At 72.3% G+C, this 15268-nt stretch carries 16 protein-coding genes; 12 read left to right on the top strand and 4 right to left on the bottom strand.

Features of this window, described 5'->3' with window-relative positions; genetic code table 11:
* Window positions 1-8: 8 nt before the first annotated feature.
* Window positions 9-1103, bottom strand: a complete 1095-nt coding sequence (locus AH6_RS16910; protein WP_067480668.1) for an alpha/beta hydrolase — start codon at window positions 1101-1103, stop codon at window positions 9-11.
* A gap of 263 nt (window positions 1104-1366) precedes the next feature.
* Window positions 1367-1636 carry a hypothetical protein gene (locus tag AH6_RS16905; RefSeq protein WP_067480664.1) on the bottom strand — a complete coding sequence of 90 codons (270 nt, stop codon included), beginning with the start codon at window positions 1634-1636 and terminating at the stop codon, window positions 1367-1369.
* Window positions 1637-1738: 102 nt separating this feature from the next.
* Here AH6_RS16905 and AH6_RS16900 point away from each other — a divergent pair, with 102 nt between their 5' ends.
* The 12 genes from AH6_RS16900 to AH6_RS16850 all read left to right on the top strand — a co-directional run bounded on the left by AH6_RS16900 (window position 1739) and on the right by AH6_RS16850 (window position 11250).
* A complete protein-coding gene (locus AH6_RS16900) occupies window positions 1739-2710 on the top strand; it encodes a helix-turn-helix domain-containing protein (protein ID WP_067480662.1) in 972 nt (323 codons plus the stop codon).
* A 102-nt stretch (window positions 2711-2812) separates the two neighbouring features.
* Window positions 2813-3043, top strand: a complete 231-nt coding sequence (locus AH6_RS16895) for a hypothetical protein (RefSeq protein WP_067480660.1) — start codon at window positions 2813-2815, stop codon at window positions 3041-3043.
* A complete protein-coding gene (locus AH6_RS16890; protein WP_067480657.1) occupies window positions 3040-3423 on the top strand; it encodes a DUF669 domain-containing protein in 384 nt (127 codons plus the stop codon). Before AH6_RS16895 ends, AH6_RS16890 begins: the two co-directional genes overlap by 4 nt.
* 390 nt (window positions 3424-3813) lie before the next feature.
* Entirely contained in the window at window positions 3814-4059 is a 246-nt protein-coding gene (locus AH6_RS16885; protein WP_067480655.1) for a helix-turn-helix domain-containing protein, read from the top strand.
* Window positions 4052-4216: a hypothetical protein gene (locus AH6_RS43795; RefSeq protein ID WP_157431529.1), complete on the top strand. Its 165-nt coding sequence runs from the start codon at window positions 4052-4054 to the stop codon at window positions 4214-4216. The genes AH6_RS16885 and AH6_RS43795 overlap by 8 nt, the downstream gene beginning before the upstream one ends.
* A complete protein-coding gene (locus tag AH6_RS16880) occupies window positions 4203-4505 on the top strand; it encodes a hypothetical protein (RefSeq protein ID WP_067480652.1) in 303 nt (100 codons plus the stop codon). The genes AH6_RS43795 and AH6_RS16880 overlap by 14 nt, the downstream gene beginning before the upstream one ends.
* Window positions 4502-5827, top strand: a complete 1326-nt coding sequence (locus AH6_RS16875) for an AAA family ATPase (protein WP_067480650.1) — start codon at window positions 4502-4504, stop codon at window positions 5825-5827. Before AH6_RS16880 ends, AH6_RS16875 begins: the two co-directional genes overlap by 4 nt.
* Window positions 5828-6054: 227 nt before the next feature.
* Window positions 6055-6393: a hypothetical protein gene (locus AH6_RS16870; RefSeq protein ID WP_067480647.1), complete on the top strand. Its 339-nt coding sequence runs from the start codon at window positions 6055-6057 to the stop codon at window positions 6391-6393.
* 133 nt (window positions 6394-6526) lie between these two features.
* Window positions 6527-6823 carry a hypothetical protein gene (locus AH6_RS16865; protein WP_067480643.1) on the top strand — a complete coding sequence of 99 codons (297 nt, stop codon included), beginning with the start codon at window positions 6527-6529 and terminating at the stop codon, window positions 6821-6823.
* A 158-nt stretch (window positions 6824-6981) separates the two neighbouring features.
* Window positions 6982-8154: a phage major capsid protein gene (locus tag AH6_RS16860; RefSeq protein ID WP_067480640.1), complete on the top strand. Its 1173-nt coding sequence runs from the start codon at window positions 6982-6984 to the stop codon at window positions 8152-8154.
* A gap of 978 nt (window positions 8155-9132) precedes the next feature.
* Window positions 9133-9645 (top strand): hypothetical protein, encoded by a 513-nt coding sequence (locus AH6_RS16855; protein WP_067480637.1) that lies wholly within the window; start codon window positions 9133-9135, stop codon window positions 9643-9645.
* A gap of 81 nt (window positions 9646-9726) precedes the next feature.
* Window positions 9727-11250, top strand: a complete 1524-nt coding sequence (locus AH6_RS16850) for a recombinase family protein (RefSeq protein WP_083982981.1) — start codon at window positions 9727-9729, stop codon at window positions 11248-11250.
* A 115-nt stretch (window positions 11251-11365) separates the two neighbouring features.
* Here AH6_RS16850 and AH6_RS16845 read toward each other — a convergent pair whose 3' ends face one another.
* Both AH6_RS16845 and AH6_RS16840 read right to left on the bottom strand, forming a co-directional pair.
* Window positions 11366-14311 carry a helix-turn-helix transcriptional regulator gene (locus AH6_RS16845; RefSeq protein WP_067480850.1) on the bottom strand — a complete coding sequence of 982 codons (2946 nt, stop codon included), beginning with the start codon at window positions 14309-14311 and terminating at the stop codon, window positions 11366-11368.
* Window positions 14312-14585: 274 nt separating this feature from the next.
* Complete coding sequence (locus AH6_RS16840; protein WP_067480845.1) at window positions 14586-15251, bottom strand: protein-tyrosine phosphatase family protein; 666 nt, start codon at window positions 15249-15251, stop codon at window positions 14586-14588.
* Between the last annotated feature and the right edge of the window lie 17 nt (window positions 15252-15268).

Below are 15268 nucleotides of genomic sequence, written 5' to 3'. Positions count from 1 at the left end.
TGGGCCGGTCAGCCGCTGTGCCGCTTGAGGAAGTCGACGATCTTGGGGAAGACGTCCACGTGCGCGTCCTTGCCGATCAGCGGGTCCAGATGGCCGTAGCCGGGCAGCGGGACCAGCTCGTGGCGGCCGGGCGCCAGCTCTTCCAGGATCTTGTGGAAGTGCACGTTGGAGTCGGTGAAGACCTTGTTGCGCTCGGGCGCGAGCAGCAGCAGCGGCGTCTCGACCTCGGCCGCGTCGCGCAGGTAGTCGTCGGGCAGGGCGGCGTGCGCGGAGTTGCGCCGGTCGTACTTCACCGCGTTCCCGGCCTCGACCATCTTGCGGACGTGCCGGTAGTAGTGCAGGCCCGACGCGCAGCAGATGTCGGCCATGCGCTGGTGGGTGACGGGCAGCAGGTTCGCGTGCTCGTACATGGCGGGCCGCCCCGCGCCCCACTGGAAGCTCTGGAGGTGGCAGGCCGTCTCGCCGCACTCGTTGTGGAACAGCGAGACGGCCTTCGACAACATCCAGCCGCGGGTGAACATCGGCGCGTCCCCGAAACGCGGGTCGATGAACGGCAGCCCCACCACGTACTCCAGGAACGCCGGGCCGAAGGACAGCTTCAGCTTGGAGAACGCCGGGACGCGGGGGGTGAGCGAGACGCTGTTGCAGGTCAGCGAGGTGATCCCGGTGACCTTCCCGGCGAACAGGCTCATGGTGAACGACACCGACCCCAGGCAGTGCGCGATGACGTGCAGGCGCCGGCCCCCGATATGGCGGCGCAGCACGTCGATCGCGGCCGGGAAGTCGTGGAGCGCGATGTCGTCCAGGGTGTAGCGGTGGGTCTCGGTGTCGTAGGGGAACCGGCCGCTCATGCGGAAGTCCAGCGCCCACACGTCGGTGAAACCGTTGTCGAGCAGGTGGGAGGCGAGGTTGCGGTGCTCGGGCATGATGAACACGTCGCTGGCGGAGGTGAGGCCGTGCACCAGCAGGACGACGTCGTCGGACTCGCCGCGGGTGAAGCGGGTCAGCTCCAGCCCGAGACCGTCCTCGGTCGCGAACGGGTGCACCGTGATGTCGGCGTCCCGTACGCCGTCGAGGGTGAACCGCGCGATCGTCCGTTCCATGTCCCGCCTCCGTCGTCGTCCGCATTGATGATGCGGCCCCGGGGCGGGGCCGGGCATCGTGGTAAACCCTGGCTTTCCACGTACGTGGGACCCGTACCGTTCGTGGTCTTCGCGTAGTCCGACGTACCGGGACGGCTCGTGGTTCACCTACCGGAGCCGTCCGTTCCTGGAGGTGAAGCCGTGATGCGACGCCACCCGGGCACGGCTGTGGGCGCGTCCCTCTGGAGGGGAGGGGACGCGCCCACGAGCCTGCTCGTGTGCCGCTACAGCTCCCAGACGACCTTTCCCGAGGTCCGGTCCCTGCGCGCCGCCGCCACCTGGTCGATCACGTGGTACTCGCCATTGAGCGCGCACCCCAGCGCGACCCGCTTGACGGTGGCGCGACTGCCGAGAGGGGCGGTGGCCAGCGCCTGCTTGATGTGGCGGATGGCGCGCTGGGGGTCGTCCGTCACGCCGCTGGTGCTGGCGGCGGGGACGTCCCACGAGAACAGGCGCGGCGGGTTCCAGCGTCGGGGTGCTGGCGGGGTTTCCATGGCGTGGCCTCTCTGTCACCGTGTGTGCCCGGACTTCCCAGCGCACCAGCCGCGTGATCCGGCAGGAGTTGCCTGGCCCACACCCACAGCGGAGGCCCACAGATGACGAAGCCGATCGGACCGCTGATCGCGGAGTTGCGCATCTCGGCCGGGCTGTCGCAGCAGCAGCTTGCCGACCGGCTGAACGTGTTGACGGGCAAGGCGCTGACGCGCTGGGAGGTGTCGCGCTGGGAGTCCGGCCGTCGCATCCCGGTGGCCGACCTGCCCGCGCTGGCCACCACCCTGGGCGTGCCGCTGGCGGTGCTGGAAGAGGCCGCCGAGAAGGCCAGGGCGTTGCGGACCGACCGTCCCGGACCTGCCGACGCCAGAGCCCTTGCGGCCGTGCTGGACGCGCACCGCAGGCTTGAGGACGTAGCGGGCGCGACGGCTGTGCTTCCGGCGGCGCAGGCGCACCAGCGCGCCACCGAGAAGGCGTTGCTCGAGGCCAGGGGCGAAGCCCGCCAGCGGCTGACCCTGGTGGCCGCCTCGTCCGCGCAGTTCGCGGGCTGGCTGCACTCGGCGCTGCGGCAGTTCCGGCACGCCGGGCGGCTGTACGACCTGTCGCTGCGGCTGGCGCTGGAGGCCGACGACCAGGACGCGAGCGCAACGGCGCTGTCGATGCGCGGGCACCTGGCGTGGCTCCAGCGCGACACCGGGACGATGCTCGCCTCGACCGGGGCCGCGCGGCGGCTGGCCCAGCTTCCGGCCACCCGCGCCATCACCGCGCAGCAGCAGGCGCGCGGCCTGGCCCTGCGGGGCGAGGAGCGCGCGGCCCTGGTTGCCATGGACGAGGCCGAGCAAGCGTACGACGCGGACGGCCGACCGGGCTCGGCGTACTTCTACGACCGGGCCATGCTGACCATGCAACGGGGCGTGGTGCTGCACTTCCTCGGCCGCCACGCGCAGGCCGCCGAACTGCTGGCCGAGGGCTTGGCCCTGATGCCGGACGAGGTGGCGGACGCCGAATGGCTCGCCTGGTACGGCAGGCTGCTGGCCGACGCGCAGGCGGGCCACCCCTCCAAGCCCACCCGCTGACCAGGACTTAAAGATCTACCTGCCTTCGGGAAGGCGTATTCCCAAACGTGGCGTTATATCCCCCACAGCCGAGCGGGGGCTCGGCGGACGGGGGATAGCAAGGTGAAAGCACCGTACATCGCGGACGTGATCGCCAAGCTGGCGGACGAGTCCGACGCGGAGTGGCGGGCGAAGGCCAAGCCCGAGTTCGAGGCTCCGGTCTTCGAGCCGGGCCAGGTAGACCCTGACGTTTGGGCGGTGGCCCAGCAGATGCGCGAGTTCGACTACCAGCGGATGCTGGATCGGATCGCGCCCGACCGATTCGACTACCAGGACCAGGGGGCGGACGCATGAGGTTCAAGCCTGAGCTCGTCGAGAAGCTGAAGCAGGAGGCGGAACTCCTCCCGGAGGGGACGCACCGGGTGGAGCTGATCGGAGCGGAGTACACGACGTCGAAGCGCGGCGACGAGATGGTGGTGCTCGACTTCGAGCTGGCCGATCCCTGGTCGGCCAAGCGCCTGCGTGACTACGTGGTCCTGCGTGACGGGCTGCTGTGGAAGGCGGTCCAGGTCTGCGCCGCGTTCGAGGTCGGCTTCGAGGACGCTGACTTCGAGGACCTGATCGGCAAGTGCGTGACGGTCCGGGTCGTGCACGAGAACGACGACGGCGAGGTCCGAGCGAAGATCAAGTCCTACCGCCCCGACCAGCGGGACGGAGAGCAGCAGGCCGCGTAGCGGCTGAACCTGCGGCCCCGGCCACCCCCCATGGGTGCCGGGGCCGCTTGCTGTCCGAGGTGTCCCCGAGGCCCTCCGGGAAGCCTTCGGAGCCCCTCGGGAAACCTGCCCGGCCGCTGCTGCGCCCTGAGAACCCCCTCGCGCCCCTCGCGGGTTTCCCACGCCCTCCCAACGCGTGGTCTACGTCACACCGCCCTGAGGGGTATTTGCCTGCGCTCCGATCGGGTGTAATGGGTCGTGAGGGGCCAATCGGCACTCCGGCATCCGCGCGAATTCGCGGCACCGATCCAGGTGAGTGACACGGGGTGGAGAGAGCATCGCAAGGTGCTCTCGTACCAGCAGAGCCGTCGCCCCTACCGGCTCCAGGTTTCACACCTGGAGGTAGCCGCCATGGCTGCGAAGCAGTACTCGCCGGACGCCCTGATCCGCGAACGTGAGCGTGCGGGACTGACCCGCATGCAGGTCGCCATCAAGATCGACTCGACCCCGAACACGGTCTTCAATTACGAACGACCCCGCACCGCGCGGGCCGCCGCCACCCCCTCGGCCAAGCGACTGGGGCAGCTTGCCGACGCGCTCGGCTGCTCGATCGACGCCTTCTTCGCGGTCCCGGCCGAGGGCGGCGGCGATGCGTGACGTGACCGCCGAGTGGGTGTTCGAGCCTGACGACATCCGCGCCGCACGGCTGATGGCGCTGCTGTTCGGGCCGCTGCCGAATCAGGACCAGCAGGCCGTCGCAGATCGACCCCCCGGCGAGGAGACCGGGGAGGTGACTTCCGATGCCGCCGCTTGAGCACGTGGCCGTCGCGACCTTCCGGGCTCCCGGCCGTACGACCGTGCTGCTGTACCCGGTGATCGGCCTGGCCGAGGATGACGGCGGCGGTGTGGTCGTCCAGCTCGCCAGCGGTGCCGAGGGCCCGGCCGACCCCGAGTGGACCGTCTGCACCTTGCGTGCCGCCCGCGCCTGGCTCCACGCGGCGGGCTTCGAGCCTTACCGGACGTGGCCGGGCACGGGCTGCTCGGCCTGGATCCGGACCTTCCCGGACGAGGTCGGGGCCAGCGACGGCGGTGGCGGGCCGTGACCTACGACGACCAGGGGCAGCCGATCCCGATCGGCAAGCTCGCCACCCCGGACGGCCTGCGCCAGCTTGAGCGGCTGCTAGCCGACCTGAGGGGTTTGCGGGTCTGGGACGACGCCACGGATTGCTACCGGCTCCGGGACTTCGACGCGGCGCAGGACGCCGCCAGAGAGCTGGGCCACCTGCTGGCCGAGGGCGAACTCGAAGAGTGCGCGACCGAGGCCGTCAGGGACGAACTGGCCGACCTGCTGGAGGAGGTTCACCCGGACGCGCAGGCCGAGCTCATGGACGATTTCGCGTACGGGGCCAAAAACCCTCGATCGCTGCAGGAGCGGTTGGAGGCCCGCCACCCTCCACCCCTGGAGTCCGGCTCGACCGCCGACCAGATCCTCGGCGAGCTGCTGGACGGCGACGGCCTGGACGCGATCCCGGCCCCTGAGTGGCTGGTGGCGGGGTGGTTGGAGCGCGACTCGATCGCCAGGCTCAACGGGCCGTCCGGGTCCGGCAAGTCGTTCGTCGCGCTCGACTGGGCCGCGTGCGTCGGCGCGGGCCAGGACTGGCACGGCCACCAGGTACGGCAGGGGCGGAGCCTGTACATGATCGCTGAGGGCGCGGACGGGTTCGGGCAGCGCAAGCGGGCCTGGGAGTCCCGGAGCGGCCGGAAGCTGGAGAACGTGCAGTTCCTGGCCCGGCCGCTGCAGGCCACCGGGCCGGAGTGGGACGCCTTCGTGGAGGCGTGCCGCCGGATCGGGCCGGACCTGATCGTCATCGACACGCAGGCCCGCATCACGGTCGGGGTGGACGAGAACTCGGCGCTGGACATGGGCGTGGTCGTGGATCGCCTGGAGACGCTGCGACAGGCCACCGGGGCGTGCGTGGTGCTGGTCCACCACACGGGCTACGAAGCCGCGCGGGGACGCGGGTCGTCGGCGGTCCCGGCCGCCATCACCTCCGAGTTCGTGATGTCGGGCAAGCCGCCGTCTGCCACCCTCGCCAACCCCAAGCAGAAGAACGCGGAGCAGACCCCGGACCTGGCGCTGACCTTCGAGCAGGTGACCGGGGTCGGCGGGCTGACGGGCGACTCGCTGGTCCTGGCCACCGCCGCCCCGGCCAAGGGCGGCCGACCGCCGCAGTCTGGGCCTGCCGACCCCGAGGACAAGATCAGGAAGCTCGTCGAGGCGCTCCAGGCGTCCGACCTGGACCCGACCACCGCAGGCCGGGGCGCGGCCAAGAAGGCGCTGCTGGCCACCCTCCCCAACGGGGGCGAGGGCTTCAAGAGCGACAAGCTCTGGCAAGAGGCGGTGGCCCGGTGGAAGGCCGTCTAGCACCTGGCCCCACTGGGGCCAGATCTGGCTGGCCCTGGCCCCTGGCCCCGGCTGGCCCCACACCCTCACAGGCCCCGTCCCGTCGGCTGGCCCTCGGGGCCAGGTGCCGGGGGCCAGACCTGGCCCTGGCCCCACAGGGGCCCCGTAGGGCCCCGTGGGGGCCAGGGGCCGGGCCTGGCTCTGGGCCAGCACACCGACGGCACGCACGACCGAGAGGAGCAAGGATCATGGAAACCGTCTCGTGGGAGACCACGCCCAGCGCGTGGGGGTCGTGGTACCTGGACACCAGGACCTACACGCTTGAGAACGTGTTCGAGGGCTTTGCCGTCGACCTGTGCAGCGAGCCGTGCGCGTGGCCCGAGACCGGGCCGCGCTTCACAAAGATCCTGAACAGGTGGGCGGCACACCTTGGCGAACGCGGTGTCGGCAAGCACGGGCTGTCCGACACCAGGGGATTGATCAACGCCCTGGACGACATCTTCGGGTACCGCCAGGGACGCACCAGTTCAGAGGTTCGGGCGTTCGTGGACGGGTGCGCGACGGCGCGGGCCGGGGAGGTGGCGTGACGCCCTGGCAGCCCATGGAAAACCCGCACCGGGGCGCAAGGGTGCCCGAACCCCACCCCGGTGCGGAGAGCCCTTCCCAGACCCCACACAGAGCCGCCCGGCCACGGGCTGGCCTACCGAGAGGAGCACGACCGTGACTGACCCGACCGACTGCCCCGCCGTGCGCGAGAGCCTTGTGATCGCCGCGCTGGCCGAGCTGACGGGGCCCGAGCAAGAACGCGTCCTGCGCGAGCTGGACGAAGAGATCGACCGGTGGGTGACCGCCGACAACGACCCGCAGTACTGGGCGCAGCCGTTCGGGGTGCGCGCCTTGGAGCTGCGGGCCGACCCGCGCGTCCCGGAGGGGGTGTGGCGGGTGTGGCGGGCGATGGCCGCATCGCTTGAGCTGTGGTGGGAGACCCGACAGTTCGAAGCCGGGCTCGACGGCTGAAATATCAAGATCATCTATGGGTGTTGAAACGCGCGCAAAGCCCCCGGCGCTCGTGGTGCCCCGGGCCACCTGCAGGCGAGTCGTGGTCTCCCTGGGTGAACGGCTGACCGACCTTCATCCGCTACGTCCGGCCAGGCGGCCGGAAGGGAGACAAGACCATGGGTGGCACGCGTAAGCAGATCGAAGAGCAGCTCGAACAGAAGAAGGCGCTCCACAAGCGCGCCCTCGAAGAGGCCGATTCCGGACCCGGCGACGAGCCGGACGCGTCCCGGATCAAGTGCCTGAGTGGCCTGACGGGCCGGGAGAAGGTCCAGCAGGTCGAGAAGCTGCGTCATGAGATCGACGTCCTCGAAACGCTTCTCAAGGCCATGGACAGGGGCTGGACCGACCAGGGCGTCCCTGCGCGCAGGGGTGGCCAGCACAAGGCCGCCGAGTCCGGCGGGTTCGCCACCGGCCGCGAATGGGCGCAGGTCGTCAAGACCAAGCTGGACCGGACCGCGCACGCGCACGGCGTCAAGGCGCTGACATCCGGTTCGATCGACACCCCCAACCCGCTGCTGCCGGACGTGGTCGCCAAGCCGACCAACCCCGCGCGTCTGGTGGACTTGGTCGTGAACCGCCAGCCGATCAGCGGCAACGAGTTCGAGTACCTGCGGCAGACCGTGCGGACGGGCAACGCCGCACCGGTCGCGGACGGTGCGACCAAGCCGACCAGCGTCTACACGGCCACGCCGATCGAGGACCGGGTGCGGGTCATCGCACACCTGTCGGAGGCGATCCCCGAGCGCATCCTTGCCGACCACGCAGAGGTCCTGCGGTGGCTGGAAGCCGAGATGTACTCGGGCGTCGTGGACGCGGTGGAGACCCAGCTCGTCAGCGGCTCCGGGTCGGGCGAGAACATGACGGGCATCCTGAACACCTCGGGCGTGGGCACCCAGGCGTTCAGCAGCAACATCTACCAGACGCTGCGCAAGGCGCGGACCGCGATGCAGCTCGCCAACGAGAACCCCAACGCGGTGGTCCTGCACCCGTCCGACGCCGAGACGATGGACCTCACCCAGACCTCGGACGGCGCGTGGCTGATCGGTGCCGGGCTGGGCAACATCCTCGGCCTGGTCGCACCGATCGTCAGCCCCAGCGTCCCGGCAGGCACCGCGCTGATGGGCGACTGGACCATGGTGCGGCTGGTGGTGCGCGAAGACCTGCGGCTGGACGCCGACCGGTCCGGCGAGTTGTTCGAGACCAACCAGGTGAAGTTCCGCGCCGAGGGCCGCTTCGGTGTGGCGGTCCTGCGCCCCTCTGCCTTCACCAAGATCACGGTCGCCGCCTAAAGCTCGGGCGGGGGTGGCGGGTTTCGGTCGCCAGCCACCCCCGCCCGTGGGTTGCGGTTCCGAGAGGTGCGTCGTCTTGGGCTCGGAGCCGTAGCCCGTCCAACTTCACACGCCGCGCGCGGCACACAGGGCGGGTCCTACAACCGCCCGAGCGGCCCCGGACCGGGCTTCGGCACCCCGGACCGGGGTCTCTCCATATCCGTCAGAGGTATATCGGCTTGTCGAGTGAATATCTCTGAGTACTTAGAGGTATGCCGTATTGGTAAGTTTTCAAAGAGAAAGGATGGCGGGGTCGCCCTCTATACCCCCCTTCCGTTCGCGCTACCGGGTGCCCCTTTATATGTGGGAGGTCCGAGGGCGGCGAGGGGGCTTTCCCCTGGTGTCCCCGAGGGCCGGAGGGGTACGCGGGAAGCCGCACGAGGGGCGGCCGGGCACCGAAACAACCCCCGGCCCTGGGCAGGTTTCTCGTCGCCTTCCGAGGCCCTGTCCTGGGCTGCCCGCCACAGGCCAGCGGAGGGCAGGCCGCACGGCCGCTGGAGCGCGCGGCGCGCGTGTGGGCGGCGTGAGCGGCGGCAGAGCACGCACGCAGGCCGTGAACAGCGGCGCTGAGCCGGAGCACGCGCAGCAGAGCCGAGTGCGAACCGTGCGACACGGCGCAACAGCAACGCGCGAGTGGCTGGCCGTGCGCGCACACAGCGCGTGCGCGCGCACCGCAACGCGGCACGGCAGGACCGCATGGCAGGGGCGGATAGGGGGTGGGTATGCCATATGGCATGTACACCTACCGCCCATATGGCGTACAGGGTAGGGGCCGGTTACCGGACGCGGTGAAAGGCGCGGCGTAAAGCGCGGCGGTGCCGTGGCCTGTGATCGGGATTATACGGCCATTATGTGGCCGATATCTTGCGGCGCATATCCGGGCGCTGTTTCGCTGGGGTTTCCCTTTCAAAAACACCCCCTCCGAAAAGGAGCGCCCCCATGGTGAAGAGCAAGACGCCCGTCAAGCAGGCCACCCCCGCCGCGAAGACCGCACCCGCCAAGCGGGCCACCCCCTCGGCCGCGAAGGCAGCCCCTGCCGTCCGCCCCTGCCAGTGCTCGGCCGACTGCACCGCCACGACCCGCCGCACCTTCGCCCCTGGCCACGATGCGCGGATGGTCGGGCGTCTGGGGCGTGAGGCGGCGGAGCGGGTGGCCAGCGGCAGTCTCGACGTCGAGGCCGCGACGCTGCTGGCCGTCAACACGGCGCGCGAGACCGGGGCGTCCGCGCTGCTGGTGGAGAAGGTCCGGGCGTCCGCCGACCGCCTGGCGTCCAGGGCGCAGGCCAAGGCCGCCAGGGCGCAGGCCACCGCACCCGCCAAGGGCACCGAGGTCCGCGTGAGCCACGGCAAGCGCAGCTACCCGGCGACGGTGGACCGCCACGGGCACGCACAGCACCAGCTCGGCAAGGCCACCTGCACGCACAAGCCGGGCGCGGACGGCGAGTGGCAGTAGCGGCGCGCAGGTAAAGGTTCCGGCCGGGGGGATGACGACCTTTCCCCGGCCGCGTTATGTAGCAGACGGCTAGGAGGCAAGATGCGAGTTGTCCTGTACGCGCGGGTGTCCACCGAGGAACAGGCGGCCGAGGGCACCACCTCTATCCCCGAGCAGCTGCGGCGGAACCGCGAGTATGCCGAGCGCAAGGGTTGGACCGTCGTGGGGGTCTACGTCGACGAGGGTTTCACGGGCACGGTGGCCAGCCGCCCCGACTGGGACCGCCTGATGGCCGACGCGGCACGAGACCGGTTCGATGGCGTGGTGGTCCTGAACTGGAAGCGGTACGCCCGGCGTGCGCTGGCCGGGCTGCAGATCAGCGCCGACCTTGAGCGCTTGGGCGTCGTCCTGGCCACCGTCGAGGGCGAGGTGGACGCGGCCACCAAGGAGGGCCGCCTGTTCCGCACGCAGATGCTGGGCTTCGCCGAGTTCGACCGGGACAGCATCGTCGAGCAGCTGGCCCACGGGCAGCGCGGCAAGGCCAGGCGCGGCGGGTGGCCGGGCGGGGTGGTGCCGTACGGCTGGCAGATCGAGGGCACAGGCCGCACGTCCCGGCCGGTGCTGGACGAGGACGAGGTGGCTTGGATGCGCCGGGCGTGGGAGTGGCGGGTCACCGAGCGCGCGGGCTGGCCCACCGTCGCCAAGCGCCTGGCCGCCATGGGTGTGGTGGGCAGGCAGGGCAAGCCGCTGTCGCACCACACGCTGCGGGACGTGTTCAAGTCGCGGAACCTGGTGGGCGAGTTCCGGTGGGGCGGTGGCCGCCGCGCGTCCGGAAAGTACGGCGAGCCGATCGTGTGGCAGGCCGAGGAGCAAGTGCTGACCGAGGACGAGTTCGCGCGGCTGCAGGCCGTGCGGTCCGAGGTCGCCAGGGCCGCTCCGCGCGAGTTCGTCTACCCGCTGGGCGGCGGGCTGTTCACCTCGGCCTGTGGGCAGACGTACGGCGGCTGGTACCGCAGCGACCGTGCGGCGCGGCGCTACCGGTGCCACAGCCGCCGCTGGAGCCCGGTGCCGGACCCTGAGCGTCCGCGCTGCGACTGCGCGCACTTGGCCGCCGACGAGATGGAGGCCCGCGTGTGGGGCGAGGTGGTGTCGCTGCTGGGCGACCCGGACCGCCTGCAGGCGCTGGCCGAGCGGTGGCTGGCGGGGCTTGCCGCCCCCTCGGCCGGTGACGAGCTGCGGCAGGTACAGGCGCAGGTCGCCAAGCTGGAGACCTCGCTGACCACGGTCGTGGTGGACTACGCCCGGCAGGGCTTCCCGGCCGAGGTGGTGAGGGCGGCTACGTCCGCGATCGAGAGCGACCTTCGGGTGGCCCGGGAGCGGTTGGCCGAATTGCAGGTCATGGACGCCCCGCCCGAGCTGGGCGAGGTGGACCGGTCGGCCTGCCACCTGGCGGCGTTCGCGAGAGCGCGGCTGGAGGGGGCCGACGAGAGGCTGCAGGCGCGGACGCTGAAACTGCTGCGCGTGCGGGTGGAGGCGGCCGACACCGGGGGGCGGTCCCTGGTGGTGCGGGGGTCGGTCCCGCTTCCGGCCGCCCCCGCTGGGTCCCAGATGGGGGGAGAGTCCTGACTTGCCCCCCGTACCCCGATCGTCGTTTGCTCGCGGACGGTCCGGGTATCGGGCCTTGTTCGGGTGAGACGCCACGGAGGGCGCGCCGGTTCTGCCGTTCCGGCGGTGGGACGGGTCAGTCGGGGACGGTGTCGCTTGGGTCGCGGTTCAGGGCGCCTACCACGCCGACGCGTGAGGTGACCCCCAGCTTGGCGAAGATGTGCGACAGGTGCGTCTCGACGGTGCGGACGCTGACGAACAGCCGCTCGGCGATCTGCGAGTTGGTGCGGCCCTCGGCCACCAGCGCCGCGACCTCCAGCTCGCGCTTGGACAGCCCGCCCGGGTCGGCGCTGCGCCCGCCGCCGCCCGCAGGCACCCGCACCCCGAGCCGCCGCTGCTCGCGCACCGCCTGCGCGTGCAGGGCGCGTGCCCCGCACTCCTCGAACACCGCCACCGCCGTCTTGAGCTGGTCGCGGGCGGCCTTGCGGTCGCCCGCCTCGGCGTAGGCGGTGCCCGCGCGCAGGTGGCTGCGGCCTACGTCCAGCCGCAGGTCCTCGCTGGCGAAGTCCGCGGCGGCGGCGAGCGCCTCGGCCGCTGCGGCGGCGGGGTCGGTGTGCAGCAGCGCGTGCGCGCGGGCGAGCCGCGCGGGGGCGTTGTGGGCGGGCAGGCCGGGCAGGACGAACGCGGCGGTGCGGTCGGCCCACTCCACCGCCGCCGCGCCCCGGCCGCGCGCCGCCTCGGTGGCGGCCATGATCTCGCAGCACGACAGCAGCGTGCGCGCGTCCAGGGTGGGGTTGACGAAGCCGTTGCAGGTGTCCATGACCGCCTGCGCGCCCTCGTCGTGGCGGCCCAGCCCGAGCAGCGCCACCGCGCGGGCGTAGCGGGCCATCGAGCCCCACCACTCGCCGACGCCCGCGCCGAGCTGGATCGCCTCCTCGGCGATCCGCAGCGCGGTGTCGTCGTCGCCGGTCCAGCCCGCGATCAGGCTCTGCTGGGTGAGCGCGAACACCTGCTGCTGGCCGGAGTTGAGCAGCCGCGCCTCCTCCACCGCCTCCTCGGCGGCGGCCGTCGCGTCGGCGAGCCGCCCCAGCGTCCCGTAGGAGCGGGCGAGGCCCGCCATCAGGTTGGTGACGATGTAGAGCTGGCCGGTGGCGCGGGCGACCCGCACCGCGCGGCCGAACCGCTCGGCCGCGCCCCGGAACCGGCCCATCATCGTCTCGGCCCAGCAGAGCCAGGCGATGGCGTCCATCCAGTCGGCCAGGTACTCGTCGGGCGCGGCGTCCACCAGCCGGGCCCCGGCGTCGTCGTAGCGGACCGCGTCCTCCACGCGCCCGGCCGCCAGCGCGGGCATCGGCCGCATCGCCGCGACCGCCACCTCCAGGCTGGGGTCCCAGTCGGCGGAGTTGTCGGGCATCAGGTCCAGCACTGCTTGGGCGGCGCGGAAGTCCAGCCGCATCATGCGCTCGGCGATCAGCCGCATGCGCAGCGGCACGGCGGCGGAGGAGCGCGGGTCGGGCATGCGGCGCAGCTCGTCCAGCAGCAGCGCGCGGGCCTCGTTGGGCCGGTCGAGCTGGCGCTCCATCAGCGCGGCGAACCGGGCGGCGCGGCCGCGGTGCTCGTAGGCGTCGGCGGGCAGCAGCTTCAGCAGGCTGTGCGCGGTCTCGCGGCCCTCGGCCAGGTGGCCGCCGACCGACTGCACCTGCGCCAGCTCCAGCATCAGCTCCAGCCGGGACGGCAGCGCGCCCCGCTCGCCGGGGTCGCCGGTGAGCGCGCCGTTCTCGGTCATCAGCCGCAGCGCGGCCTTCAGCCAGTGCGCGGCGGTGGCCGGGGCCTGCCCGGCGAACGCGCGGGCGGCCTCCACCAGCGTCGCGACGGCGTCGCGGTCGCCGACGCGTCCCGACCGTTCCACGTGGCGGGCGCGGAAGGCGGCGGGCGCGCCGATCCCGGCCAGGTAGACGGCGATGCGACCGTGCGCGGCCAGCCGCCACCCGGCGGCGGCCGACCCGTAGGCGGCGTGCCGCACCAGCGGATGCCGGAACCGGAACCGCTCGGCGTTCGGCCGCACGATGTCGCGGGCGACCAGCTCGTCCAGCGCCTCCAGCGCGGTGCCCTCGGACACCTCGGCCGCCGCCGCCGCCAGCAGCGGCGCGAACTCGTCGGCGGCGACCGCCGCGCCCTGCGCCACCAGCAGCGCGTTGGGCGACAGCCCGCTCAGCTCCAGCTGGAGCGCGGCGCGTACGGCGGGCGGCAGGTCGCCCTGCTGCTCGCCGCCAGCGAACGGCTCGGTGCTGCGCGCCAGCGCCTCCAGGTAGAAGGGGTTGCCGCCGCTGGCCTGGAACAGCTCGCGGCAGCGCGCCCGGCTGACGCGTGGGCCCAGCAGCTCGGCGACCTCGGGCTCGGTCAGCGGCTCGATCGGCACCCGGTGCCCGCAACCGCCCTGCACCGAGGCGTGCACCAGCCCCGCCAGCCGCGCGGCGGCCTGCGCCGGACGGTAGGCGCACGCGATCAGCACGCGGGCGCGCGGCGGGTGGCGGACCAGGTGGTCCAGCAGCTCGATGGTGGCGTCGTCGGCCCAGTGCAGGTCGTCCAGCACCAGCACCAGCCCCGACGGCGCGGCCAGCTCCTCCAGCAGGTGCCGCACGGTGCGGTAGAGCTGGTAGCGGGCCACCGGCGTGGCGGCGGACGCGCCGCCGGCGAGCGCGGCGGGCGGGTCGGCCAGGCTCGTCGACAGCGCCGGGAACACCGTGGCCAGCAGCCGCACCGCGCCGTGGCCGAGGTCGGGGAAGTTCTCCTCCAGGTGGTCGTCCAGCGCGTCCACCACCGCGCCGAACGGCATCTCCTGCTCGAACTCGGCGGCCCGCCCGGCCAGCGCGGCCAGCTTGCGCGCCCCGGCGGCGACCGTCAGCTCGCCCAGCACCCGGGACTTGCCCGCGCCCGGCTCGCCGACCAGCGCGACGAAGCGGAACGACCCGCCGGCGGTGTCGTCCAGCGCCTGCTCCAGCATCTGGAGCACCTGCTGCCGCCCGACCAGCGGAGTGTTCTCCGGCGTCCGGGCCAACCGGCCGTCCGCACGACCCTCCATGTCCACACCCCAACAGTGACAGGCGGTCGAGACGCCGTGTTCATCCTTCAATGTCGCGATCAATGAGAATCGCGGGCGTCACTCTACCGACGGCGCCCCGACCGCGGCGGGGCAACACGCCCGCCCACGGGCGCGCCGACCGCAGCGGGCCTGTCTCCTCCGTACGACTTGGTCCAGTGCTATCAACCGCCGTCGGGCCCCGGGTGTCAACAGACAACGGCGAACCGTGCCGTACTCGTCATCTAATAGCGTCCTCCGGTGCCGGAACGGTGCCCTAACGCCGCAGCCGCGACCACAAGCGCCGGGGCGAGTCCGCGACGCGGCTGAGCGCCACCAGCGCGACGGGCGGCCGGGCGGCGCGCCCGCCGCGCAGCCCCCGCATGAACGCGATCTGCTCCAGCGACGGCGGCCCCACCGCCAGGCTGCGCCGCGTCGCGGTGACGGCGTCGGCCTGCCCGGTGGCCACCAGGTAGGCTGCCGCCATCGAACCGGTGCGGCCCACGCCCGCGCCGCAATGCACGAACACGGGGCCCTGCGCCTCGCGTACTACGGCCAGGAAGCGGTCCACCTGGGTCGCGGTGGGCGTCTGCCCGTCGCGTACCGGCAGCCGCAGCACCGTCAGGCCGAGGGAGGTGACTTCGCGCGGTATCTGCACATCTTTCTCCGCGCGCAGATCCACCACCGTGCGCACGCCGCGTTCGGCGAGGGCGCGGTATCCGGCGGTGGTGGGAGCCGCGCCGCGCCATACGCGGTCGTCAACGCGGGCGAAGTTGTGGACGCCGGGCAGCGGCGCGGGCCGCTGCGTCCGGTCCGAGATCCGGATCGTCTCGCTCACCAGCAGGATGACGGCGCTGATCGCCAGCCAGGCCAGCGCGTACCCGGCGACCCCGCCCAGCGTGATCCAGCCGAGCGTGCGGCGACGCGGAAGGCGGAGCGGCATGAGGCGAGGATAGACCG

The sequence above is a fragment of the Actinomadura hibisca NBRC 15177 genome (genome assembly GCF_001552635.1).
GTDB classification, from domain to species: domain Bacteria; phylum Actinomycetota; class Actinomycetes; order Streptosporangiales; family Streptosporangiaceae; genus Spirillospora; species Spirillospora hibisca.
This window is presented reverse-complemented; position numbering and strand designations above follow the sequence as displayed.